The organism is Xanthomonas sp. PPL134 (genome assembly GCF_040595915.1).
GTDB classification, from domain to species: Bacteria; Pseudomonadota; Gammaproteobacteria; order Xanthomonadales; family Xanthomonadaceae; genus Xanthomonas_A; species Xanthomonas_A indica.
The window spans coordinates 473,352-497,043 of sequence record NZ_JAMDLL010000003.1; the positions used below are offsets into that span (position 1 = coordinate 473,352).

Consider the following 23,692-nt stretch of genomic DNA (forward strand, 5'->3'; position numbering starts at 1 on the left):
GCTCAGCACTCGATCACGTTCACCGCCAGCCCGCCGCGGCTGGTTTCCTTGTACTTGTCCTGCATGTCGCGGCCGGTGTCGCGCATGGTGCGGATCACCTTGTCCAGGGACACCTTGTGCTTGCCGTCGCCGCGCATCGCCATGCGGCTGGCGTTGATCGCCTTGACCGCCCCCATCGCATTGCGCTCGATGCACGGAATCTGCACCAGGCCGCCGATCGGGTCGCAGGTCAGGCCCAGGTTGTGCTCCATGCCGATCTCGGCCGCGTTCTCGATCTGCCCCGGCTTGCCGCCGAGCGCGGCGACCAGGCCGCCGGCCGCCATCGAGCAGGCCACGCCGACCTCGCCCTGGCAGCCGACCTCGGCGCCGGAGATGGAGGCGTTTTCCTTGTACAGGATGCCGATCGCCGCGGCGGTGAGCAGGAAGTCGAACACGCGCTGTTCGTCGGCGCCGGGGCAGAACCGGTCGAAGTAATGCAGCACCGCCGGAATGATGCCGGCTGCGCCATTGGTGGGCGCGGTGACCACGCGGCCGCCGGCGGCGTTTTCTTCGTTGACCGCCAGCGCGTACAGGTTGACCCAGTCCAGCGTGGTCAGCGGATCGCGCATCGCCGCTTCCGGCTTGGACGACAGTTCGCGGTACAGCGCCGGCGCGCGCCGCGAGACGTGCAGGCCGCCGGGCAGGGTGCCTTCCTCGCGGATGCCGCGCGTCACGCAGGCCTGCATCGCGCCCCAGATCTCGCGCAGGCCGTCGCGGATCTCGTCCTCGCTGCGCCAGCACTTCTCGTTCTCGAACATCAGCGCGGCGATGCTCAGGCCGCTGCGCGCGGCCTGCGCCAGCAGCTCGTCGCCGCTCTTGAACGGGTAGGGCAGCGGCGTCTCGTCGGCGACGATGCGGTCGTCGGCGGCGTCGTCCTGGTTGACCACGAATCCGCCGCCGACCGAGTAGTAGTCGCGGGTGGCGACGACTTCGTCGTTGGCGGCATAGGCGGTGAAGCGCATGCCGTTGGTGTGGTACGGCAGCTTCTGCCGCTTGTTCATCGCCAGGTCGCGCTTCTCGTCGAAGGCGATCTCGTGCTGGCCGAGCAGGTTGATGCGCTTGCTGCCGCGGATGCGCTCCAGCGCGCCGGGAATGATGTCCGGGTCGATCAGGTTCGGACGCTGGCCTTCCAGGCCCAGCAGCACTGCCTTGTCGGTGCCGTGGCCGCGCCCGGTCAGGGCCAGCGAGCCGAACACCTCCGCACGCACCCGCACTACGTCCTGCAGGCGACCCTGGTCGAACAGCCAGCGGTGCACGAAGCGCTCGGCGGCGCGCATCGGCCCCACGGTATGCGAGGAACTCGGCCCGATGCCGATCTTGAACAGGTCGAAGGTGCTGACAGCCATGCGCGTGCCGAAGGGTGGGCGAAAGACCGTCTATTCTATGCTTCCGGCGCACGGCACAGGTCCGCAGCGCAGCATTGGACGCGAGCATGTCCCTGATCCTGTACCAGCGCGACGACTGCCATCTGTGCGACCAGGCCCTGCAGGTGCTGGCGCAGGCGCGCGTGGCCGAGCCGGACAGCGTGTTCATCGACGACGACGCGGTGCTGGAGGCGCGCTACGGCGTGCGCGTGCCGGTGCTGCGCGCCGCGGACGGGCGCGAACTGGACTGGCCGTTCGATGCCGCCGGCGTGCGCGCCTGGCTGGCCGCGTTGGACGAACGCGCCTGAGCCTCGCATAAAAAAAGCGGCGGACCCGACGAGGAAATCCGCCGCTCAGCGGCCGCGCGCCGCGGCCTGTGGCGAATCACTTCGCCTTGAATACCACCTTGGTGCTGATCGCGGTTTCGTTGGGGATGGTCTTGGTATCGGCCCAGTCGCCGCCGCCCACGCCGAAGTCCAGGCGCTTGACCGTGGCCTTGCCGGCCAGCACCGGTTGCGCGCCCGGGGTCCAGGTGAAGGTCAGGGTCACCGGCTTGGACACGCCGCGCAACTCCAGGGTGCCGTCGGCGGCGAACTGGTTGTTGCCCAGTGCGCGGAACTTGTCGGCGCGGTAGTGCGCGGTGGCGAACTTGGCGACGTTGAAGAAGTCCGGGCCCTGCAGGGTGGAGTCGCGGTCGTTGTTGCCGCTCTTGGCGCCGGCCAGCGGGATGGTCACGTCGAGCTTGGCGCCGGCCAGGTTGGCCGGGTCGAAGCTGAGCTTGGTGTCGAAGCCGGGGAACTGGCCGGTGAACACTTCGCCGTCGTACTTGCTGGCGAACACCAGGGTCGAGCCGGGGGCCTGCACATAGTCGGCGGCCTGGACCGCCGGAGCGGCGGCGAGCAGGGCCACCAGGCTGGCGGCGACGGCGGCGGGGGACGCGAAACGGGTCGACATCGAAACGGCTCCTCAGGACTTGGGGGTGAGCCAACCGCGCGGCAGCATCCGCGCCAGGGTGGCATCGCGTTGGAACAGGTGGTGGTAGAAGGCGGCGCCGGCATGCGCCAGGACCACCGCGATCAGCAGCCAGAAGCCCCACTCGTGCACCGCGTGCGACAGGTCGCGCAGATGCTCGTTCGGAGCGCTGAGCTTGGGCACGGCGACCAGGCCGAACCAGCGGAACGGGCGCAGGCCGCTGCTGGAGTCGTACAGCCAGCCGGACAGCGGGAGGGCGAAGATCATCACGTACAGCAGCACATGGGTGGCGCTGGCGATGCGCTCCTGCCAGCTGGGCGTGCCCGGCACCGGCTTGGGCGCGCCGGCGTACAGGCGCCAGCCCAGCCGCACGATCACCAGCGCCAGCACGGTCAGGCCCAGCGACTTGTGCGCGGTGTAGACCCAGAAATACTTGGGCGTCTTCGGCAGCTCGCCCATGGTCAGGCCGACCACGCCGAGCAGCAGGATCAGGGCGGCGATCAACCAGTGCAGGGTCTGGCTGACGCTCCCCCAGCGTTCGGCGCTGTTGCGTGCGCTCATGGCGTGTCGTCCTGCGCGGCCGGCGCCGCCGGCGCGGGGGTATCGGTGGGTGCGGCCGGTGTGCTGCTGCTCGGTGCCGGCTCCGGCTCGGCCTTGGCGCCGCCTTCGCGGGTGGCCTCGGCCTCGATGCGCAGGTCCACCGTGCCGCCGATCACCGACGGCCAGGCACTGATGCCGAAGTCGGCGCGCTGCAGCGTGGCGGTGGCGGAGAAGCCGGCGGTGCGGCGGAACGGCGGCAGCGGATGGCGCTTCACAGCGTTCAGGGTCACGTCCAGGGTCACCTCGCGGGTGACGCCGTGCAGGGTCAACTGCCCGATCACCTTGGCGTGCTGCGCGTCGATCGGCTCCACGCGGGTGGAGACGAACTGCGCCTCCGGGTAGTGCTCGCCATCGAGCAGGTTGTGCGCCAGCGCGGCGCGGTTCCATTTCTCGTCGCCCAGGTCCAGCCGCTGCAACGGCACCCGCGCCTGCAGCCGCGCGCTGCGCCAGTCGTCCGGGTCGAACACCAGGGTGCCGGTGCTGCCGGACACGGTGCCCAGCGCCTTGGAGAACCCGGCGTGCTCGATCGCGAACAGCACCCGCGTGTGCACCGGGTCCAGCGCGTACTGCGCCGGCGCGGCGAAGACGGCGCCCGGCAAGGCCAGCAGGAGGGCCACGAGAGAGGGTTTGAGCATGGAGCGGGGCCGCGCGGGGAGGTCGCCGGATTCTAGTCACAGTCCGGCCCGGCTGCGTACCTGCGGCGCGTAACGGTTCGTTGCATGCCGCGACAGGTGTGATTTTTACGCCGGCGCGGGGTATAAGAACGCTGCCGCGGCGAGCGGCACACGGAGCGGCCGCCGCGCGCGTCCGGCCCCGGCAGTGCGCCGGTGTTCATCCGCCGACGTCTTTTGCCGGAGCCGATGTCCATGTCCCCCATCCCGCGTTCCCCACGCCCGTGGCGCCGCTGGGGGCTGCTGTGCCTGTTGGCGCTGGCCGGCCTCTGCGCCGACGCCTGCGCCGGCGTGCCGGAACTGCCGCGGTTCCGGGTGTTCTCCAGCGAGCAGGGGCTGCCGTCCAGCGACATCTCCGCGCTGCAGCTGGACCGCGACGGCTATCTCTGGATCGCCAGCGGCGACGGCCTGGCCCGCTACGACGGGCGCGAGTTCCGGGTCTGGCGCCACGACCCGGCCGATCCGGCCTCGCTGCGCTGCAACTACGTGCAGGACATGCATATCGACGCGCGCGACCGCATCTGGGTGGCCTGCGAGGGCGGCGGGCTGAGCGTGCTCGGCGCGGACCGGCGCGGCTTCCGCCACTTCAACATGGCCACGCAGCCGGCGATGCGCAGCGACGAGGTGTTCGCCATCGCCAGCCGCGGCGACGCGGTGTTCTTCGGCACCTACCGCGGCGGCCTGTACCGGCTGGGCGGCGATGGCCGGGTGCAGCGCATCCGCGCCGGCGACCCGGCGGTGGACGCGATGCTCGACAGCGCGGTGCTGACCCTGGCCTTCGACGATGCCGGGGTGTTGTGGGTGGGCACCTTCAAGGGGCTGCTGCGCTACGACGGCCAGCGCGTCAGCGCGTATCGCATCGACGACGGCGTGCCGGACAAGGCGCAGGTGATCACGTCGATCACCCCGCTCGGCGACGGCCTGTGGTTCAGCGGCAATACCGGCCTGTTCCGGCGCGACAGCGCCGGGCGCTGGCTGCGCGCGGACTGGGTCGACGCGCTGCACCGCGCGGTCAGCGCCATCGCCGAGGACGGCGCCGGCGGCTACTGGCTCGGCAATGGCGAGGGCCTGTGGCACAAGCCGGCCGACGGGCCGGCGCGGCGGGTGGATACCGGTGGCGCGGCGGTGTCCGGCGCCAGCGTGGTGGAGGCGGTGCTGCGCGACCGCGAAGGCGGCCTGTGGGTACCGCTGCCGACGCGCGGCCTGGGCTACCTGCGCCCGGACTGGCGCCGCCTGGCGGTGCTGAGCACCGCGCAGGGCCTGCCCGCCGACCAGTACGTCGGCCTAGCGCCGGCGCGGGCCGGCGGAGCCTGGCTGCTCGGCTCCGGCGCCAGCGTCTTCCGCCTCGACACCACCAACGGTGCGCTGAGCGCGCCGCACTGGGCCAACGGCGCGCCGAGCGGACGCATGCTGTCGGTGCTGGATGACCCGCGTGGGGCGCTATGGATCGGCGGCAGCAGCACGCTGCTGCGCGGCCCGCTGGACGGCGGCAACCTGCAGCGCTGGACCCGCGCCGCCGGCGAGGCCGATGCGATCCCGGACGGCACCCTGGCCTGGCTGCAACTGGACGCCCGCCAGCGGTTGTGGATCGCCGCGCCGGGCTACGGCCTGCAGGTGCGCGATGGCGCCGGCCACGTCCTGCAGAACATCCCCGGCGGCCAGCACGGCCTGGCCGGGACCGACATCGCCGCCTTCGCGATGGCCCCCGACGGGGTGCCATGGGTGGCCGCCGAGCGCTTCCAGCACTGGGACGAGGCGGCCGGGCAGTTCCGTACGCCGCCGGAGCTGGCCGGCGAGAAGGTGCAGTCGTTCGCCTTCGCCGACGCGCGCACGCTGTGGCTGCATCGCCTGTCCGGCCTGGAGCTGTGGCGGTACACCGGCACGCACTGGCAGCGCAGCCAGCGCTACGCGGTGGCCGACGGCCTGCCGGCCACCGAGTCCAGCGCGCTGGTCGCCGATCCGCAGGGCCGCGCCTGGCTGGGCATGCGCCGCGGCCTGTTCCGGGTCGATCCGCGGCGCACCCCGGCGGTGCGCGCGTTCGGCACCCGCGACGGGCTCGGCAGCCAGGAGCTGGTGCGGCGCGGCCTGTTGATGACCGCCGACGGCGTGCTGGTGGCCGCTGCTGCCGACGGCAGCGTGGCGCTGCTGGACACGCAGCAGCCGGATCCGGTGCCGGTGCCGCTGTCCCTGAGCATGGAGAGCGTGCAGGTGCGGCGTGGCCCGCGCCTGCTGACCCTGCCGACGCGCGGCGACTTCACCCTGCGCTCGGACGACCGCGACCTGCGCGTGGCGGTGCGGCTGCTGTCCTACATCGATCCCGAGCACATCGTCTACCGCTTCCGCCTGCCGGGCTACGACCGCGACTGGGTCAGCACCGGCGCCAGCGGCGAACGCACCCTGCCGCAGCTGCCCGACGGCGCGCAGGTGCTGGAGATCCAGGCGCGCACCCGCAACGGTGCCTGGTCGCCGACGCTGCGCCTGCCGTTCCGGGTGCAGCCGCCGTGGTGGCGCAGCGTCTGGGGCATCGTCGGGATGCTCGCCACCGCCGGCCTGCTGCTGCTGGTGTCGCTGCGCGCCTACCGGCGCCGCCTGGGCCGCCAGCATGCTTGGGAACTGGCCCTGCACAAGCAGGAACTGGCCGAGCAGGCCTCGCTGGCCAAGACCCGGTTCCTGGCCACGCTCGGCCACGAGGTGCGCACGCCGCTGACCGGGGTGCTGGGCATGAGCGAACTGTTGCTGGCCACGCCGCTGGATCCCAAGCAGCGCGGCTATACCGAGTCGATCCGCCGCGCCGGCACCCACCTGCTGCACCTGGTCAACGACGCGCTGGACCTGGCGCGGATCGAGGCCGGGCGCCTGCGCCTGGAGTCGCAGCCGTTCGCGCTGCAGGCGCTGATCGCCGAGGTGGTCAACCTGATGGCGCCGCTGGCGCAGGCGCGCGGGCTGCGCTTCGATCTGCACGACGCCATGCCCGGCCCGACCACGGTGGAAGGCGATGCGCTGCGGGTGCGGCAGATCCTGTTGAACCTGCTCGGCAACGCGATCAAGTTCACCAACAGCGGCTCGGTGGCGCTGACGGTGGCGCCGGCGCAGGACAGCCACGGGCTGTGCATCGAGGTGGCCGACACCGGCCCGGGCATCGGTGCCGAGCAGCAGGCGCGGCTGTTCCAGCGTTTCGAACAGGGCGACGGTCCGCGCACCGCGGTGCGCCAGGGCGGCAGCGGCCTGGGCCTGGCGATCAGCCAGGAACTGGCGATGGCGATGGGCGGGCGCATTCAGGTCGAGAGCCGGCTCGGGCACGGCGCGCGTTTCCGCGTGGGGCTGCCGCTGCGCTGGCGCCCGGCGCAGGAACCGGCGGTGGTGGTGCCGGCGGCGGCCCCGCGGGCGCGCACCGCGCTGCGCATCCTGCTGGTCGAGGACGAACCGACCGTGGCCCAAGTGATGGTCGAACTGCTGCGCGGCCGCGGGCACAAGGTGGTGTGGGCCGCGCACGGCCTGGAGGCGCTGACCGAGGCCAGCCAGGGCAGCTTCGACATCGGCCTGCTCGACCTGGACCTGCCGGCACTCGACGGCCTGGCGCTGGCGCGGCAGTTGCGCATGCTGGGCTACGGCTTCCCGCTGCTGGCGGTGACCGCGCGTTCCGACGGCGAGGCCGAGGCGGCGGCACGCGCGGCCGGATTCGCCGGATTCGTGCGCAAGCCGGTCACCGGGCAGATGCTGGAAGCCGCGATCGACGCGGTGCTGGACGGCGCGCCGCCGCCGCTCTGAGCCGATGCCGGGCCGGTTGCCAGCGCCGGCGCTTATCGCCGACGATGGCACCGGTGACGCGGGACGGATGCCCGTCGGGGGAGACAGAGGCGATGCGGTCGAGACGGATCTTGGGATGGCTGCTGCTGGCGTGGTCCGCCGTCGCCGGCGCGGCAGTGCCGCCGACGCCGCAGCCGCGCCAGCTGACCGTGGCCGACGGCCTGCCGTCCAACAGCATCAACGGCTTTGCCGAGGACAAGCTCGGCTACCTGTGGCTGGCCAGCAGCGACGGCCTGGCCCGCTTCGACGGACGCGGCTACCGCATCTGGCGGATCGAGGACGGCCTGCACGCCAACAAGATCTGGTGCGTGCACGTGGACGCGCAGAACCGGGTCTGGTTCGGGACCGACGGCGCCGGCCTGGGCATGCTCTCGGCCGACCGCCGCCAGTTCCGCTATTACGATCGCAGCACGTATCCGCAGATCGGCGGCACCACGGTGTGGGCGATCGCCTCCACGCCGGACGGCAGCATCTGGTTCGGCACCGCCACCGGCGGCCTGCACCAGGTGCAGCCGGACGGCCGCCTGCGCCGCTTCATGCCGATCCCCGGCGATGCGCGCAGCCTGCCTTCGGCGACCGTCACGCACTTGGCGACCACGGCCGACGGCACCCTGTGGGTGGGAACCCGCAGTGGCCTGGCGCGCTGGACCGGGCACGACTTCCAGCGCGTCGACGCCGCCGCGCTGCCGCGGCCGGAGGTGCAGGGACTGACGCCCGAACGCGACGATACCCTGTGGGTGTCCACCCAGGGCGGGGTGCGCCTGCTGCGCGCCGATGCCAGCGTGGTGGAGCCGTACTGGCGCAACGTGCCCGACGAGAGCGTGCTGGCGATGCTGGTCCACGACCGCCACGGCACGCGCTGGTTCGACACCATGGACGGGCTGGGCCGCGAGAGCGAGTCCGGCGTGATCCGCAACGTGCCGCTGTACAGCAACTCCGCGCACGGGCTGGTCAAGCCGAACTGGGCGCTGGCCTTCGAGGACCGCGAGGGCGGCCTGTGGTTCGCCAGTTCCAATGCCGGCCTGTGGCACCTGCCGGCGAATTGGCAGCAGTTCTCGGTACTGTCCTACCGCGTGGACGACCCGGAGTCGATGGGCAATCCCTACGTGCTCGGCACCGCCGCCTCCCGCGATGGCGGCGTGTGGCTGGCCGGCACGCGTGGCGTGCTGGACAAGCTGGATCCGGGCACCGGTGTCGTGCATCGGCACATGCAGGCGATGTTCGGGCGCGATTGGTCGCGCGCGATCGCCGAGGATCCGCAAGGGCGGCTGTGGGCGGCGACCTTCGGCGGGCTGCTGCGCTACGACCCGGTCAGCGGCGAGGTGCGGCGCTGGGCCAAGGATGCCGCCGTCGACCCGGCGATGCCGGCGGAAGTGGAGAAAATCGCCTTCAGCAGCGACCGCCACGCGTGGATCTTCAGCGATATCGGCGGCGTGCAGGTGCGCGACCTCGACGGCCGCGTGCTGCGCACCATGGCGCCGGGAACCGCCGGCCTGCCCGCGGAACTGGTGGTGGCGGAAGTGCGGCCCGGGCCGCAGGGCCAGCTCTGGCTGCTGGGGCAGCACGGCCTGCTCGCCTGGGATCCGGCGCAGGCGCGTTTCGCGCCCGTGCCCGGCGCGCCGCAGCGGCCGCTGAGCACCTTCGCGATCAGCGACGGCAATGTGGTGTGGCTGGCCGGCGTCGGCCAACTGGAGCGCTATCTTTGGGATGGCCGCCGGTTGAGCCTGCTCGACCGCATCGATGCCGATCAGGAATTCCCGGCCCTGGCGCCGAATGGCCTGGTGGTCGACGCCAGTGGCGTGGCCTGGCTGAGCAGCGTGCGCGGGCTGATCCGGGTCGATCCGGCGAGCAAGGCGATCCGCTCCTATGGCGTGCACGACGGCCTGCCGAACCAGGAGTTCCGCGCCCGCACCCTGGTGCAGGCGCGCAGCGGGCAGATCCTCGGCGGCACCCCGGACGGGGTGGTGCTGTTCGAGCCGGCGCAGGTGGTGCCGTCGCGGCGACAGCCGCCGCTGGTGATCGAGCGCATCGGCGTGCGCCGCGGCGAGCGCGGGCTGGATCTGCTGCACGCCGACCATATCGCGCTGCAGGAAGGCGACCGTGATCTGCACGTGGTCGCGCGCCTGCTGTCGTTCTCCGACACCGACGCCAATACCTACCGCTTCCGCCTCAGCGGCTACGACCCGGACTGGGTCGACGTGGGTGCCAGCGGCGAGCGGCTGTTCTCGCGGCTGCCGTCGGGCCACTACACCCTGGAGATGCAGGCGCGTACGGCCGACAAGGTATGGTCGAAGGTGATCACGCTGCACTTCCGCGTCTTGCCGCCGTGGTGGCGCAGCCCCTGGGGCGTGGCCGGGCTGGCGGTGCTGGCGGTGCTGGCGCTGTGGCTGCTGGCCTACCTGTACCGGCGCCGCCTGCGCCGGCGCGCCGCCTGGCAACTGGCGGTGCACAAGCAGGAAGTGGCCGAGCAGGCCTCGCTGGCCAAGACCCGCTTCCTGGCCACGCTCGGCCACGAAGTGCGCACGCCGATGACCGGCGTGCTGGGCATGAGCGAACTGCTGCTGGCCACGCCGCTGGACCCCAAGCAGCGCCGCTACACCGAATCGATCCGCGACGCCGGCTCGCACCTGCTGCGCCTGGTCAACGATGCGCTGGATCTGGCGCGGATCGAGGCCGGGCGGTTGGAACTGGAGCAGCAGCCGTTCGACCTGGTCCGGCTGATCGCCGAACTGGAAGCGATGATGGGGCCGATGGCGCGCGGCCGCGGCCTCGCCTTCGCCCTGGACAACGCCATGCCGCCGCACGTCACCGCGCGCGGCGACGCCACGCGGGTGCGGCAGATCCTGCTGAACCTGCTCAACAACGCCATCAAGTTCACCGAGCACGGCAGCGTGCAGTTGCGGGTGGCGCCGCTGCAGCCGCAGCAGGGCGTGCGTTTCGAGGTCGCCGATACCGGGCCGGGCATCAATGCCGAACAGCAGGCGCGGCTGTTCCAGCGCTTCGAGCAGGCCGACGGACCGCGTACCGCCGCGCGCTACGGCGGCAGCGGCCTGGGCCTGGCGATCAGCCAGGAACTGGCGGTGGCGATGGGCGGACGCATCGAACTGCGCAGCCGCCTCGGTGCCGGCACCCGTTTCCTGGTCGAACTGCCGTTGCCGTGGACGCCCGAGCCGCTGCCGCAGGCGCCGCGCGACACCCGCGGCTCCAGCAGCGCCGCGACGCCGCAGCGGATCCTGCTGGTCGAGGACGACCCGACCGTGGCCGAGGTGGTCGGCGGCCTGCTGCGCGCACGCGGCCACCACGTCACCCACGCCGCGCACGCGCTGGCCGCGCTGACCGAAGCGGCGGCGAGCAGCTTCGACATCGCGCTGCTGGATCTGGACCTGCCGGGCCTGGACGGCCTGGCCCTGGCGCGGCAGTTGCGCGCCTTCGGCTACGCCATGCCGCTGATCGCGGTCACCGCCCGCGCCGACGCCGACGCCGAACCGCAGGCACGCGCCGCCGGCTTCAGCGGCTTCCTGCGCAAACCGGTGACCGGCGAGATGCTGGCCGACGCGGTGGAGGGGGAGCCGGGCGTCGACGAAGTGCCAGGAGCCGGGGAGCGCGATGGCAACGACGGTGGCCCTTAGCCCGCGCGTCGCGCCGCCATCGTCGTCGTAGGAGCGGCTTCAGCCGCGACGGGGCGTTCCCGGTGATGCCCCGTCGCGGCTGAAGCCGCTCCTGCGAGAGCCCCAGCCCGTAACGCGCCGCCGTTACGAATCCCCAATCCCCAATCCCGGCTACTCCGCCACCTCTTCCACCTGCTTCGGATGCGGCCGGGTATCCGGCAACTGCCAGAAGATCAGCGTCGAGGTCAGGGTGATGGCGCCGACGCAGACGAAGGTCGCATGCAGCGCCGCGGTGGCGCCGTGGGTATCGCCGAGGTGGGTGTTGAACGCCGCCAGCAGGCTACCGGCCGCCGCGGCACCGAAGCCGGTGGCCAGCATCATCACCATCGACAGCAGGCTGTTGCCGGCGCTGGCCTGGTCGCGGTCCAGGTCGCGCAGGGTCACCGTGTTCATGACGGTGAACTGCAGCGAGTTGACCGCGCCGAACAGCGCCAGTTGCAGCAGCCGCCAGCCGAGCGGCTGGCCGGCGTCGAACAGCAGGAAGCTGGCCATCGCGGTGCCGACCAGCATCGTGTTGGTCATCAGCACCCGGCGGTAGCCGAAGCGTTCCACCAGCTTCACCGCCGCGCGCTTGGAGGCCATGCCGGCCAGCGCCACGGGGATCATCATCAGGCCGGCGTCCATCGGGCTCATGCCCAGGCCCACCTGCAGCAGCAGCGGGATCAGGAACGGCATGCTGCCGCTGCCCACGCGCGAGAACAGGTTGCCGAGGATGCCGATGCGGAAGCTGACGACCTTGAACAGGTGCAGCGGGAACAGCGGCGCCGCCGCGTTGGCCGCGTGCAGCCAGTAACCGATCAGTGCCGCCAGCCCGCCGATCGCCAGCAGCATCACGAAGGCGTGGCGCAGGCCCAGCTCGGAGATGCCGTCCAGCGCCAGCGACAGCGCGACCATGCCGAAGGCCAGCATCGCGTAGCCGACCAAATCGAAGCGGGTGCGCTGCTCGCCGTAGAAGTCCGGCATGATCTTCAGCGCCGCGGCGAACCCGATCGCGCCGATCGGCAGGTTGATCAGGAACACCCAGTGCCAGGACGCCACCTGCACCAGCCAGCCGCCCAGGGTCGGCCCGACCAGCGGCCCGATCAGCGCAGGGATGGCGATGAAGCTCATCGCGCTGAGGAACTGCGCGCGCGACACCGAGCGCATCACCGCCAGCCGGCCGACCGGCAGCAGCATCGCGCCGCCGATGCCCTGCAGCACGCGCGCGGCCACCAGATACGGCAGCCGTGGCGCCGCCGCGCACAGCAGCGAGCCGAGGGTGAACAGCACGATCGCGGTCAGGAAGGTGCGGCGCGTGCCGTAGCGGTCGGCGATCCAGCCCGAGGCGGGAATGAACATCGCCACCGCCAGCGCATAGCTGAAGACCACCGACTGCATCTGCAGCGGGCTTTCGCCGAGGCTGCGCGCCATCGCCGGCAACGCGGTGTTGACGATGGTGGCATCGAGCATCTGCATGAAGATGGCCAGCGACACCAGCCACAGCAGCGGACGGAAACTGCGCGCGTTGGGAACGGCGATCGGATCGGAGGAGGGCGCGGACATCGGCACGCAGGGGCGACGCGAGGGGGACACTAGGATCGCGCAGATCGCGTCGCCGTGTCGTGCAGTCGCGTGCAGTGCGTGTAGGCGATGCAGCCCGCGCTCAGCGAGCGGCGCCGTGCAGGCCTCCGCAGACGGCGGCATGCGCGTGTTTTTGTAGGAGCGGCTTCAGCCGCGACGGGCATTCCCGCAACATCCTGTCGCGGCTGAAGCCGCTCCTACGAAGCGCAAGAGATCGAGCGCGCGGTCAGATCGCCGACCGTGCGCGAGACTGCAATCCCGAATCCCGAATCCCGAATCCCGGCGTTCAACCACGCCGACTATGCCGCTGCACCGCCGCCACCAACGCCCCGACATGCTCGGGCTGCATGTCCGGCGACAGGCCGTGGCCGAGGTTGAACACGTGGCCGTCCAGCGAGCCGCCGTTGCCGTCGGCGTAGCTGCGCAGCACGCGCTGCACTTCGCGGTCGATCGCCTCCGGCGCGCCGTACAGCATCGCCGGGTCCAGGTTGCCCTGCAGGGCGACGCGGCCGCCGGTGCGGCGCGCGGCGTCGGCCAGGTCGATGGTCCAGTCCACGCCCACGCCTTCGGCGCCGGAGCCGGCCAGTTCTTCCAGGTAGGGCGCATTGCCCTTGCCGAACAGGATCAGCGGGGTGCGCTCGGCGCCGTCGCCGCGCGCCAGTTCGCGGGCGATGCGCTGCAGGTAGGGCAGGGAGAACTCGCGGTACATCGCCGGGCTCAGCACGCCGCCCCAGGTGTCGAACACCTGCAGCGCCTGCGCGCCGGCCGCGCGCTGCGCCGCCAGGTAGGCGATCACCGCGTCGGTGTTGACCGACAGCAGCGCGTGCAGCGCGGCCGGATCGTTCAGCGCCAGCGCCTTGATCCGCGCATAGTTGTCGCTGCCGCCGCCCTCGACCATGTAGCAGGCCAGGGTCCAGGGGCTGCCGGAGAAGCCGATCAGCGGCACGCTGCCGTCCAGTTCGCGGCGGATCACCCGCACCGCGTCCATCACGTAGCGCAGCTCGGTCTCCATGTCCGGCACGCCGAGCTTGGCGATCGCCGCCGCGTCGCGCACGGGGTGGCGGAACTTGGGGCCTTCGCCTTCGACGAAGTACAGCTCCAGGCCCATCGCATCGGGAATGGTGAGGATGTCCGAGAACAGGATCGCCGCGTCCAGCGGGAACCGCGCCAGCGGCTGCAGGGTCACCTCGCAGGCCAGCTCCGGGGTCTTGGCCATGGCCAGGAAGCTGCCGGCGCGGGCGCGGGTGGCGCGGTACTCGGGCAGGTAGCGCCCGGCCTGGCGCATCAGCCACACGGGGGTCTGGTCCACGGGCTCGCGGCGCAGCGCGCGCAGCAGGCGGTCGTTCTTGAGCATGGGGGATTCCTTAGCGCGGCGCGTCGGCGCCACGGGTGAACATGACCTGGAAGCCGCGCTTGAGCTGGGCGTCGCGGGCTTTCTCGAAGGCGGCGTTGGCTTCTTCCTGCTGCAGGTAGAGTTCGCGCCGCAGCTGCGCGCGGCCGCCGATCTGGCCGCTTTCGCGCAGCAGCTCCCAGCCGCCGAACAGGTCCGGCTGCAGGGTCAACTGCAGGTAGCGTGGCGGCTCGTTGCCGTCGGGGCGTTGCTGGAGGAAGACGCGCATGCGCCGATTGTAGCGGGTGCCGGTGTGGGCGACGTGGCGCGGCCGGCGGAACGCAGCGGGCCGGCCTCAACCGGCACGGAAGCCGCGGCGGTAGGCCGAGGGCGGCACGCCCAGGGCGCGCGCGAACTGCTGGCGCAGCGCGCCGGCGCTGCCGAAGCCGCAGCTGGCGGCGATCCGCTCCAGGGCCAGGTCAGTGCGCTCCAGCAGCTGCTGGGCGCGGACCAGGCGCTGGTGCGCCAGCCACTGCACCACGGTGGTCCCGGTCACCTGGCGGAACTGCCGGGTGAAGCTGCGCCGGCTCATCCGCGCGTGCGCCGCCAGCGCGTCCAGGCGCAGCGGCTGCTCCAGCCGCTGCAGCATCCAGTCCAGGGTCGGGCCGAGCAGCGCGTCGCGGCGATTGGCCGGCAGCGGCTGTTCGACGTACTGCGCCTGCCCGCCCTGGCGGTGCGGCGCCACTACCAGGCGCCGGGCGATGCGGTTGGCGACCTCGGCGCCGTGGCGGCGCCGGACCAGGTGCAGGCAGCAATCGATGCCGGCCACGGTGCCGGCCGAGGTCAGCACGTCGCCGTCGTCCACGTACAGCACGTCCGGCTGCAGCCGCACTTGCGGGTGGCGCTGCGCGAAGCGCGCCAGCGCCGCCCAGTGGGTGGTGGCGGGGCGGCCGTCGAGCAGGCCGGCGTCGGCCAGCACGAAGGTGCCCAGGCACAGGCCCACCACCTGCGCGCCGGCGGCATGGGCGCGGCGCAGCGCCTGGCACAGCGCTGCCGGCGCCGGCTCGGCGGCATCGCGCCAGGACGGCACGATCACCGTGTCGGCGCCGTCCAGCGCGTCCAGGCCGTGCTGCACCTGGATGGCGAAGCCGGCATCGGTGCGCAGCAGGCCCGGCTCGGCGGCGCACACGTGCAGGTCGAAGGCCGGCAGGCCGGTGTCGGGCCGCGCCTCGAACACCTGGCAGGGCACCGCGAGGTGGAAGGGGCTGATGCGGTCGAAGGCGACCACGGCGATGCGATGCGGCGACATGGCCCGATTTTAGCGAAAACGGTGTTTCGGGCCACTCGTCGGGCCGCGGGCGCCCGCCGACACTGGCGATCCTTTCGCCCCGGAGCCACCGCATGTCCTCTCCCCGCCGCGCCCTGCTGGTCATCGATGTCCAGAATGCCTACTTCGACGGCGCGCTACCCATCGCCTATCCGCCGGTGGCGCAGTCGTTGCCCAACCTCCTGCAGGCGATGGACGCGGCCCAGGCGCACGGCGTGCCGGTGCTGGTGGTGCAGCACACCGCGCCGGCGCAGTCCCCGGTGTTCGCCGACGGCAGCCCCGGCTGGGACCTGCACCCGCAGGTCGCCGCGCGGCCGCACACGCGGCTGCTGCGCAAGACCAAGCCCAGCGTGTTCGCCGGGACTGACCTGGCCGACTGGCTGCAGGCACAGGCGATCGACACCCTGACCGTGGCCGGCTACATGACCCACAACTGCAACGCCTCCACCGTGTACGAGGCCTTCCACCGCGGGCTGGCGGTGGAAGTGCTGGGCGACGCCAGCGGTGCGCTGCCGTACGCCAACGCCGCCGGCCAGGCCAGCGCCGAGGAGATCCACCGGGTGTTCGGCGTGGTGTTCCACAGCAATTTCGCCGCGGTCGCCGACACCGCGCAGTGGATCGCGGCGGTGCAGGCGGGGCGGCCGCTGCCGCGCGACAACGTGCTGCAGTCCAGCCGCCGCGCGCGGGGCCTGGCATGAGCGCCGCGCCGCGGGTGCTGCGGGCGCGCGACTTCACCGGCACCCGCGCCTGGGAGGCGCTGCCGGTGGCGCTGCTGGACGGGATCGGCGTGCGCATCCACTGGACCGACCAGCCCTATGTCTGGCACGTCAACGATGGCCAGGAGGTGTTCGTGGTGCTGGACGGGCAGGTGCAGATGCACTGGCGCGTGCACGGCGTCGAGCAGGCCGCGCTGCTGCAGGCCGGCGACGTGTTCCATGCGCCGGAGGGCACCGAGCACGTGGCGCACCCGCAGGGCGCGGCGCGGGTGCTGGTGGTGGAGCGCGACGGCAGTCCGTGAGCGTTCGGGCGCACTCTTGGCCGGCGCGCGCTGCGGTCCTCGCCCACGCGGTGGCGGAGACGTGGGTCCGTCGATGACGTGTGCACAGCGCGGCGCACACCGCACCTGATGCTGTGCGTTCTATCACGGAGCCATCACTGTCGATCTGGCGTCATTGGGACAGGCTATGCCGCTGCGTGCGCACAGAGATCCTGGTGTCACGGCATCGCCATTCACCACGAGTGCGGACGCGGCCGGCATGCGAAGCCAGAGCGATGGGCGATTCCCTGGACAGCACCTTGATGTCGGCGCGGGACGGGATCCCGCGAGGCCTGCTGCCACCTTCGACGATGTCATGCCGCTGCGCGCGCCACGGCGGCGCGCGAGCGCTGATCAAACGCCACGCAAGGCGCGCGGCCTGGGGCGGATCACCGTCTTCGCCGGACTGGCCGCGCTGTGCCTGCTGATCCTCGGCGGCTGGTACTGGGCCGCGCACCGCCAGCAGCCCGCGCCGGCGCCCGAACCCTTGCGCGTGCAGACCATGACCGTCGCACCGCACCGGGTGCCCGACATCATCGAGACCTCCGGCACCCTGCTGTCGCCGCAGACCGTGGAGGTGCGCGCGCAGGCCGACGGGGTGCTGCAGTCGGTGCTGATCCATGACGGCGAACAGGTCCACGCCGGGCAATTGCTGTTCACCATCGATCCGCGGCCGCTGCGGGCGGCGTTGGCGCAGGCGCGCGCCACCCTGGCCCGCGACCAGGCGCTGGCGGCGGATGCGGCCGACACCGAGGCGCGTTACGCCAAGCTGTCCAGCACCGGCGCGGTCGATCCCAAGACCTACACCACCGCGGCCGACACGCTGCGCTCGCTGCGCGGCACCGTCGCCGCCGACCAGGCGCAGGTCGAGCAGACGCAGCTGTCGCTGGCCTACACCCAGGTCCGCGCCCCCATCGATGGCCGCGCCGGCGCCATCGCGGTCAAGCCGGGCAATTTGGTGTCCAGCGGGTCCAGCACCGCGCTGGTGACGCTCAACGTCAGCACGCCGATCGAGGTGCGCTTCGCCCTGGCGCATGTGCAGGTCGATGCCGTGCGCGCCGCACCGCTGGGGCACCAGGGCCTGGGGCTGCCGGTGCTGGCGCTGGATGCGGTGAACGGCACGCTGCTCGATCGCGGCGAGCTGGCGTTTCTCGACAATGCCTTCGACACCAGCAGCGGCACCCTGGAGCTGCGCGCGCGCTTCGCCAACGCCGGCGCCACGCTGTGGCCGGGACAGTTCGTCACCGTGCGGGTGATCCTGGCAGAGGACCCGCAGGCGCTGTCGGTGCCCGAGAGCGCCTTGCAGCAGGGACAGCAGGGGCCGTACGTGTACTGCGTGGTCGGTGGGCGCGCCGTGGCGCGGCCACTCAGCGTGGCGCGGATGATCGACGGGCAGGCGGTGATCGCCAAGGGCCTGCGTGCGGGCGACCGCGTCATCCTCACGATGCCCAACGAACTGCGCGACGGCACCGCCGTGCAATCCGGCAACCCGCACGCCACGCCGAAAGCGGCGGCGGGACGGCCTGCGTGAACCTGTCGGCGCTGTTCATCCACCGCGCGGTGATGACCTCGGTGCTGATGATCGGGCTGATGCTGGCCGGCGCCATGGCCTACTTTGCGCTGCCGGTGAGCGAGCTGCCCGACGTCAGCTTCCCGACCATCACCGTCAACATGTCGCTGCCCGGCGCCAATCCCGAGACCATGGCCGCGGCGGTGGCGACGCCGCTGGAGCGGCAGTTCAGCGGCCTGCCCGGGCTGGACACGATGAGCTCGACCAGCAGCGTGGGCAGCACCCGCATCGTGTTGCAGTTCGCCTTGAGCCGCAATGTCGATGCCGCGGCGCAGGACGTGCAGAACGCGGTCTCGCAGGCGGCGGGGCTGCTGCCGCGCGAGATCAACCCGGCACAGATCCAGAAGGAGGATCCCAGCGCCGCACCGATCATGCACCTGATCCTGCGCTCCGAAACCATCGCGCTGCCGCTGCTCAACCAGTTCGCCAAGGATCGCGTGGCGCTGCGCCTGGCCTCGGTGCCGGGTGCCGGCCAGATCGACGTCAACGGCGCGCAGAAGTACGCGGTGCGCCTGTTCGTCAATCCGCACCTGCTCGCCGCCCGCCACCTGGGCTTCGATCAGGTGGTCTCGGCGGTGCAGGCGGGCAACAGCAACGCGCCGGCCGGCACGCTGATGGGGCGTGCGCGGTCCTACACCGTGCGCGCCGACGGCCAGCTCAAGCGCGCGGCCGATTTCGATGCCATGGTGCTGACCTATGCCGACGGCGCGCCGGTGCGCCTGCGCGACGTCGGCCATGCCGAGGACAGCGTCGAGAACCTGCAGACCGCCGCCTCGCTCAACGGCCAGCGCGCGATCGAGATCAACATCCACCGCCAGCCCGGCGCCAACACGCTGTCGGTGACCCAGGGCATCCAGGCGGCGCTGCCGGGAATCCGTGCGCAGCTGCCCGGCGACGCCCAGCTCGACGTGCTCTACGACCGCGGCGACTACATCGGCGCCTCGGTGGAGGACGTGGAATGGACCCTGGTCGGCTCGCTGGTGCTGGTGATCGTGGTGATTCTTCTGTTCCTGCGCAGCTGGATGGCGACCCTGATCGTGGCGCTGGTGCTGCCGACCTCGCTGATCGGCACCTTCGCGGTGATGCGCCTGCTGCACTTCAGCCTCGACAACATCTCGATGCTGGCGCTGACGCTGTCGGTCGGCTTCGTGGTCGACGATGCCATCGTGGTCATCGAGAACATCGTCCGCCATGCCGAGCAGGGCGCCAGCCGCATGGACGCGGCCATCGCCGCCTCGCGCGAGATCGGCTTCACCGTGCTGTCGATGACGGTGTCGCTGTCGGCGGTGTTCTTGCCGATCGTGTTCATGGGCGGGCTGGTGGGGCGGCTGTTCTCCGAGTTCGGCATGGTCATCGCGATCGCGGTGATCCTGTCCGGCATCGTCTCGCTGACCCTCACGCCGATGCTGGCCAGCCGCTGGCTCGACCCGAGGAAGAGCACGGGCTGGGTGTTCGAGCGCTTCGACCGGCTGGTCGACGCCAGCGAACGCGGCTATGCGCGCTCGCTGGCCTGGGCGACCGAGCGTATCGGCCTGATGTGCGTCATCGGCCTGGCCACCCTGGTCGGCACCGCCGGCGTCTACGCGGTGGTCGAGAAAGGCTTCATCCCGCAGGTGGATTCGGGAAAGATCGACGGCGACACCCGCGTGCCGGAGGGCACCGCGTTCGCCGACTTCGTCGCCAAGCAGGCGGCGGTGGTGAAGATCATCCAGCGCAATCCCAACGTGGCCAATGTCGAATCGGTGATCGGTTCGGACAATTCGCTCAGCAACAGCGGGCGCCTGCTGATCGGGCTCAAGCCGCTGTCCGAGCGCAGCGGCAGCGCCGAGGAGGTGATCCAGGACGTGCGCAAGCAGGTCGCCGCGATCCAGGGCATCACCCTCAACATGCGCAATCCGCCGGCGATCGACATGGGGCCGACGGCCTCGAACGGCTCGCTGCAGTACGTGCTGCAGTCCACCGACCAGAAGGCGCTGTACGCCCAGTCCGACACCATCCTGCAACGCCTGCGGCAACTGCGCGACGTGCAGGATCCGCAGAGCGACCTGCAGCTCAAGAACCCGGAGATCGAGGTGGTGCTGCACCGCGAGCAGGCGGCCGCGCTGGGCGTCACTGCCGCCGGCCTGCAGGACACCCTGGCCAGCGCCTACGGCGGCCGCAAGATCAGCACCATCTACGGCGACACCGACCAATACGAGGTGCTGCTGCAGGTCGACCCCGCGGCACAGGCCGACCTCAACGGCCTGGATGCGCTGTCGTTCAACGGCAACCAGAACCCGGGCATCACCGCGATCGGCACGCAGACCTCCAACAGCAGTTCCGGCACCAGCGCGGTGCTGACCGCGGCCGGCGGGCCGATGGTGCCGCTGCGCGCGGTGGCCGACGTGCGCATGGGCGTGGGGCCGGTGGCGATCAACCATTACGCCGGCTTGCCGGCGGTGACCTTGTCGATGAACCTGGCGCCGGGCGTGTCGCTGGGCGATGCCGCCGCCGGCATCGGCAACCTGATGGCGCAGACCCTGGGCAAGGGCGACGCCCGCGCCATCAGCGGCCAGTTCGCCGGTTCGGCGCAGGCCTTCGAGAATTCGATGAAGACGCTGCCGATGCTGCTGCTGATCACCGTGCTGCTGATCTACGGCGTGCTGGCGATCCTGTACGAGAACGCGCTGCATCCGATCACCATCCTGACCTCGCTGCCGCTGGCGGGGTTCGGCGCCATCCTCATGCTGGTGCTGTTCCGCCAGGAGCTCAATCTCTTCAGCTTCGTCGGCCTGATCCTGCTGGTCGGGCTGGTCAAGAAGAACGGCATCATGATGGTGGACTACGCGCTGGACCTGGAGCGCTCGGGCGAGGAACGCTGGAAACAGCCGCGTGCGGCGATGCTGGAAGCGGCGACGGTGCGCTTCCGCCCGATCATGATGACCACGCTGGCGGCAGTGCTGGGGTCGTTGCCGATCGCGCTGGGCGTCGGCGCCGGCGCCGAGGCGCGCCGCCCGCTCGGCATCGCGGTGGTCGGCGGCCTGCTGTTCTCGCAGGCGCTGACCCTGTACCTGACCCCGGCCTTCCACATCGCGATGGCCGAATGGCTGGCGCGCCGCCGCGCGCGCCGCGACGGCGCGGCGCCACCGTCTGCGCCGACGCGGCCGGAGCCGGCCTGATGCGCGCGCTCGTGCTAGGCGCCGCGTGCCTGCTGTCGGCGTGCAGCCTGACGCCGGCCTATGTGCGGCCCGCTGCGCCGATCCCGCCGTCGTGGCCGGTCGGCGATGCCTACCTGGCGCAACACGAGGCCACGCTGCCGTCGCTGGGCTACCGTCAGGTGTTCGGCGACCCGCGGCTGCAGGCGCTGATCGCGCAGGCGCTGGACCACAACCGCGATCTGCGGATCGCCCTCGCCGCTATCGCCCAGGCGCGGGCGCAGTACCGGATCCAGCGCGCCGCGTTGCTGCCGGAGGTCGGCGCCAGCGCGACCTATGCGCGTTCCTACCACGGCAAGGGCGCGGCCCCGGCCGACGGGGCGCAGGGCGGCACCACCGCGGCCGCGCCAGCGGCGGGCTATGCGAGCAGCTACGACCTGGGCCTGGGCGTCACCGCCTTCGAACTCGATCTGTTCGGCCGGCTGCATGCGATGACCGCGGCCGCGCAGCAGCGCTACCTGGAACAGGAGGCGGCGGCACGCGCCACCCGCCTGACCCTGGTCGGCGACATCGCCACGGCCTGGCTGACCTATGCCAGCGACCGCAGCCTGCTGACGATCGCGCAGGACACCGTGCGCAGTGCCGGCGCCAGCGTGGCGCTGACCGCACAGCGCGTGGACGGCGGCATCGTGCCGCATTCGGCGCTGGACCAGGCCAACCAGGTGCTGCATGCCGCGCAGGCCGACCTGGCCGCGCAAACCACGGCGATGGCGCAGGACGTCAATGCGCTGCAGTTGCTGGTGGGCGCTCCGGTCGATCCGGCACTGCTGCCGGCCTCGATCGAGGAGGCCGCGGCGCGCATCGGCGATCCGCCGGCCGGCCTGGATACGGCCATCCTGCTGCGCCGGCCCGACGTGGTGCAGGCCGAGTACGAACTGCGCGCGGTCAATGCCGAGATCGGCGCCGCCCGCGCCGCGCTGTTTCCGCGCATCAGCCTGAGTGGCCTGTTGGGGCTGACCAGCACGGCGCTGTCGGACCTGTTCACCCATGACGCCTTCAACGGCTTGTTGGGTGCTAGCGCCGCCTACACCTTGTTCGATGGCGGCGCGGCGCGTGCCAACGTGCGCTACACCGAGGCGCAGCGCGACGCTGCCGTGGCCAGCTACGAGAAGTCCTTGCAGACCGCCTTCGGCGAAGTGGCCGATGCCCTGGCCCGGCGCGGCACCATCGATGCGCAGTTGCGCGCGCAGCACGCTCTGCTCGCCGATGCCGCCAATACCTACGATGCCAGCGCGCAGCGCTACCGCGTCGGCGTGGAGAGCGCGCTGTCCAACCTGGATGCGCAGCGCAGCTACTACGCCGCGCAGCGCAGCCTGGTCGCGGTGGAACTGACCGCGGCCACCAATCGGGTGACGCTGTATCGCACCCTGGGCGGGGATGCGTCGCTGGAGCGCGCCCAGCCCTGAGTGCGCGGGGCGCGGGTTGGCGGGACGCTGCAGCCGGGACGCTGCATGGCGTGCCGCCGGTGGTGCGCTTACTTCAGGTGCTCGCGCAGGCCGTCGCCCGCCTGCTGGATGGCGGTCCGCACCGCGGGCACGTCGCGCAGGGCATTGAGCAGGCCGAAATCGTGGATCAGCCCGTTGTAGCGGGTCACCGTGACCGTCACTCCGGCCTGGTCCAGCTTGCGGCCGAAGGCTTCGCCCTCGTCGCGCAGCACGTCCAGTTCGGCGGTCTGGATCAGCGTCGGCGGCAGGCCGGCCAGTTGCGCCGGGGTGGCGCGCAGCGGCGAGGCGGTGATCTCGGCACGGGCCTTGGGGTCGGTGGTGTAGTTGTCCCAGAACCAGGTCATCATGTTGCGGGTGAGGAAGTAGCCGCTCTGGAACTGCTGGTACGAGCCATCGTCGAAGCGGGCGTCGGTCACCGGCCACAGCATCAGGTCGTAGCGCAGCGCCGGCGTCCCCGCGGCCTTGGCCTGCAGCGCCACGGCCGCGACCATGTTGCCGCCGACGCTGTTGCCGGCCAGCGCCAGGCGCTGGCCGTCCACGCCGATCTGCGCGCCGTGCTCGGCGACCCAGCGGGTGGCGGCGTAGGCCTGGTGGATGGCGACCGGATACTGCGCTTCCGGCGACGGCGTGTAGTCCACATAGACCGCCACCGCGCCGGAGGCGTTGACCAGGTCGCGGATCAGGCGTTCGTGGGTCGGGAAGTCGCCCAGCACCCAGCCGCCGCCGTGGAAGAACATGAAGGCCGGCAACACCTGGCCGGCGGTGTGCGGCGGCCGCACGATCACCAGGTTCAGTGGCTTGCCGTCGGCCTGGATGGTGGTGCGGCTGACCTCGGCCGGCGGCAACGGCGTATTGGCCTGGGCATCGCGCAGCACCTGCCGCGCCTGCGCCGGCGTGAGCTGCTCGATCGGCTTGCCGCCGCTGCCGTTGAGCGCATCGAGGAACGTCGCGACCGGGCGCAACGGCGCGGGCTGGTCGGCCGGCGTTGCGGCGCTGGCGGCGCCGATCGCACCGGCCAGCAGCGAGGTGGCGAGCAAGGGAAGCAGGGTCTTCATGGCGGTTTCCTGTGGCATGCCGGGCAGGGTGCCGGCGACAGGAGTGACTTTGCG

Annotated in this window: 17 protein-coding genes; 8 read left to right on the forward strand and 9 right to left on the reverse strand. The window is 71.7% G+C overall.

Features of this window, described 5'->3' with window-relative positions; translation table 11 throughout:
• Positions 1–2: 2 nt before the first annotated feature.
• Positions 3–1,385, reverse strand: a complete 1,383-nt coding sequence (locus M3U25_RS09835; RefSeq protein ID WP_355497831.1) for an L-serine ammonia-lyase — start codon at positions 1,383–1,385, stop codon at positions 3–5.
• An 86-nt stretch (positions 1,386–1,471) separates the two neighbouring features.
• Between M3U25_RS09835 and M3U25_RS09840 the strand changes: the two genes are divergently transcribed.
• Positions 1,472–1,711 (forward strand): glutaredoxin family protein, encoded by a 240-nt coding sequence (locus M3U25_RS09840; protein WP_355497828.1) that lies wholly within the window; start codon positions 1,472–1,474, stop codon positions 1,709–1,711.
• Positions 1,712–1,787: 76 nt separating this feature from the next.
• Here M3U25_RS09840 and M3U25_RS09845 read toward each other — a convergent pair whose 3' ends face one another.
• The 3 genes from M3U25_RS09845 to M3U25_RS09855 are packed head-to-tail and all read right to left on the reverse strand — an operon-like array spanning position 1,788 to position 3,610.
• Positions 1,788–2,357 carry a YceI family protein gene (locus M3U25_RS09845; protein ID WP_160946428.1) on the reverse strand — a complete coding sequence of 190 codons (570 nt, stop codon included), beginning with the start codon at positions 2,355–2,357 and terminating at the stop codon, positions 1,788–1,790.
• 12 nt (positions 2,358–2,369) lie between these two features.
• A complete protein-coding gene (locus M3U25_RS09850) occupies positions 2,370–2,936 on the reverse strand; it encodes a cytochrome b (RefSeq protein WP_242159445.1) in 567 nt (188 codons plus the stop codon).
• On the reverse strand, positions 2,933–3,610 hold the full coding sequence (locus tag M3U25_RS09855) for a YceI family protein (protein WP_355497824.1): 678 nt from the start codon (positions 3,608–3,610) through the stop codon (positions 2,933–2,935). Before M3U25_RS09855 ends, M3U25_RS09850 begins: the two co-directional genes overlap by 4 nt.
• Before the next feature lie 231 nt (positions 3,611–3,841).
• Between M3U25_RS09855 and M3U25_RS09860 the strand changes: the two genes are divergently transcribed.
• Both M3U25_RS09860 and M3U25_RS09865 read left to right on the forward strand, forming a co-directional pair.
• Positions 3,842–7,414 (forward strand): ATP-binding protein, encoded by a 3,573-nt coding sequence (locus tag M3U25_RS09860; protein WP_355497821.1) that lies wholly within the window; start codon positions 3,842–3,844, stop codon positions 7,412–7,414.
• 92 nt (positions 7,415–7,506) lie between these two features.
• A complete protein-coding gene (locus M3U25_RS09865) occupies positions 7,507–11,082 on the forward strand; it encodes an ATP-binding protein (RefSeq protein ID WP_242159442.1) in 3,576 nt (1,191 codons plus the stop codon).
• A 150-nt stretch (positions 11,083–11,232) separates the two neighbouring features.
• Here M3U25_RS09865 and mdtD read toward each other — a convergent pair whose 3' ends face one another.
• The 4 genes from mdtD to M3U25_RS09885 all read right to left on the reverse strand — a co-directional run bounded on the left by mdtD (position 11,233) and on the right by M3U25_RS09885 (position 15,320).
• Positions 11,233–12,663 (reverse strand): multidrug transporter subunit MdtD, encoded by a 1,431-nt coding sequence (mdtD, locus tag M3U25_RS09870; RefSeq protein WP_355497818.1) that lies wholly within the window; start codon positions 12,661–12,663, stop codon positions 11,233–11,235.
• A gap of 304 nt (positions 12,664–12,967) precedes the next feature.
• Positions 12,968–14,035 carry a uroporphyrinogen decarboxylase gene (gene hemE / locus M3U25_RS09875; RefSeq protein ID WP_355497815.1) on the reverse strand — a complete coding sequence of 356 codons (1,068 nt, stop codon included), beginning with the start codon at positions 14,033–14,035 and terminating at the stop codon, positions 12,968–12,970.
• A gap of 10 nt (positions 14,036–14,045) precedes the next feature.
• Entirely contained in the window at positions 14,046–14,300 is a 255-nt protein-coding gene (locus M3U25_RS09880) for a WGR domain-containing protein (RefSeq protein ID WP_355497812.1), read from the reverse strand.
• A gap of 66 nt (positions 14,301–14,366) precedes the next feature.
• Entirely contained in the window at positions 14,367–15,320 is a 954-nt protein-coding gene (locus M3U25_RS09885; protein ID WP_355497809.1) for a helix-turn-helix domain-containing protein, read from the reverse strand.
• Positions 15,321–15,412: 92 nt separating this feature from the next.
• Here M3U25_RS09885 and M3U25_RS09890 point away from each other — a divergent pair, with 92 nt between their 5' ends.
• The 5 genes from M3U25_RS09890 (at position 15,413) to M3U25_RS09910 (ending at position 22,544) form a co-directional block, all read left to right on the forward strand.
• Positions 15,413–16,036, forward strand: a complete 624-nt coding sequence (locus M3U25_RS09890; RefSeq protein WP_355497806.1) for a cysteine hydrolase family protein — start codon at positions 15,413–15,415, stop codon at positions 16,034–16,036.
• The gene (locus M3U25_RS09895) at positions 16,033–16,356 is read left to right on the forward strand and encodes a cupin (RefSeq protein WP_242159436.1); all 324 of its coding nucleotides are present in this window, start codon (positions 16,033–16,035) and stop codon (positions 16,354–16,356) included. The genes M3U25_RS09890 and M3U25_RS09895 overlap by 4 nt, the downstream gene beginning before the upstream one ends.
• A 334-nt stretch (positions 16,357–16,690) precedes the next feature.
• A complete protein-coding gene (locus M3U25_RS09900) occupies positions 16,691–17,905 on the forward strand; it encodes an efflux RND transporter periplasmic adaptor subunit (RefSeq protein WP_355497802.1) in 1,215 nt (404 codons plus the stop codon).
• Positions 17,902–21,102 (forward strand): efflux RND transporter permease subunit, encoded by a 3,201-nt coding sequence (locus M3U25_RS09905; protein ID WP_355497799.1) that lies wholly within the window; start codon positions 17,902–17,904, stop codon positions 21,100–21,102. Before M3U25_RS09900 ends, M3U25_RS09905 begins: the two co-directional genes overlap by 4 nt.
• Positions 21,102–22,544 (forward strand): efflux transporter outer membrane subunit, encoded by a 1,443-nt coding sequence (locus tag M3U25_RS09910; protein WP_355497796.1) that lies wholly within the window; start codon positions 21,102–21,104, stop codon positions 22,542–22,544. The genes M3U25_RS09905 and M3U25_RS09910 overlap by 1 nt, the downstream gene beginning before the upstream one ends.
• Before the next feature lie 68 nt (positions 22,545–22,612).
• On the opposite strand, the gene M3U25_RS09915 is transcribed toward M3U25_RS09910, so the two are convergent.
• Positions 22,613–23,638, reverse strand: a complete 1,026-nt coding sequence (locus tag M3U25_RS09915) for an alpha/beta hydrolase (RefSeq protein ID WP_355497793.1) — start codon at positions 23,636–23,638, stop codon at positions 22,613–22,615.
• Positions 23,639–23,692: the final 54 nt, after the last annotated feature.

What these genes read in the sequence shown, in the direction of transcription:
- M3U25_RS09885 (WP_355497809.1), bottom strand. Translation starts at nt 15,320, where the DNA reads ATGTCGCCGCATCGCATCGCCGTGGTCGCCTTCGACCGCATCAGCCCC.
- mdtD (WP_355497818.1), bottom strand. Translation starts at nt 12,663, where the DNA reads ATGTCCGCGCCCTCCTCCGATCCGATCGCCGTTCCCAACGCGCGCAGT.
- M3U25_RS09910 (WP_355497796.1), top strand. Translation starts at nt 21,102, where the DNA reads ATGCGCGCGCTCGTGCTAGGCGCCGCGTGCCTGCTGTCGGCGTGCAGC.
- M3U25_RS09915 (WP_355497793.1), bottom strand. Translation starts at nt 23,638, where the DNA reads ATGAAGACCCTGCTTCCCTTGCTCGCCACCTCGCTGCTGGCCGGTGCG.
- M3U25_RS09835 (WP_355497831.1), bottom strand. Translation starts at nt 1,385, where the DNA reads ATGGCTGTCAGCACCTTCGACCTGTTCAAGATCGGCATCGGGCCGAGT.
- M3U25_RS09855 (WP_355497824.1), bottom strand. Translation starts at nt 3,610, where the DNA reads ATGCTCAAACCCTCTCTCGTGGCCCTCCTGCTGGCCTTGCCGGGCGCC.
- M3U25_RS09840 (WP_355497828.1), top strand. Translation starts at nt 1,472, where the DNA reads ATGTCCCTGATCCTGTACCAGCGCGACGACTGCCATCTGTGCGACCAG.
- M3U25_RS09860 (WP_355497821.1), top strand. Translation starts at nt 3,842, where the DNA reads ATGTCCCCCATCCCGCGTTCCCCACGCCCGTGGCGCCGCTGGGGGCTG.
- hemE (WP_355497815.1), bottom strand. Translation starts at nt 14,035, where the DNA reads ATGCTCAAGAACGACCGCCTGCTGCGCGCGCTGCGCCGCGAGCCCGTG.
- M3U25_RS09880 (WP_355497812.1), bottom strand. Translation starts at nt 14,300, where the DNA reads ATGCGCGTCTTCCTCCAGCAACGCCCCGACGGCAACGAGCCGCCACGC.
- M3U25_RS09865 (WP_242159442.1), top strand. Translation starts at nt 7,507, where the DNA reads ATGCGGTCGAGACGGATCTTGGGATGGCTGCTGCTGGCGTGGTCCGCC.
- M3U25_RS09900 (WP_355497802.1), top strand. Translation starts at nt 16,691, where the DNA reads ATGCCGCTGCGCGCGCCACGGCGGCGCGCGAGCGCTGATCAAACGCCA.
- M3U25_RS09890 (WP_355497806.1), top strand. Translation starts at nt 15,413, where the DNA reads ATGTCCTCTCCCCGCCGCGCCCTGCTGGTCATCGATGTCCAGAATGCC.
- M3U25_RS09895 (WP_242159436.1), top strand. Translation starts at nt 16,033, where the DNA reads ATGAGCGCCGCGCCGCGGGTGCTGCGGGCGCGCGACTTCACCGGCACC.
- M3U25_RS09845 (WP_160946428.1), bottom strand. Translation starts at nt 2,357, where the DNA reads ATGTCGACCCGTTTCGCGTCCCCCGCCGCCGTCGCCGCCAGCCTGGTG.
- M3U25_RS09850 (WP_242159445.1), bottom strand. Translation starts at nt 2,936, where the DNA reads ATGAGCGCACGCAACAGCGCCGAACGCTGGGGGAGCGTCAGCCAGACC.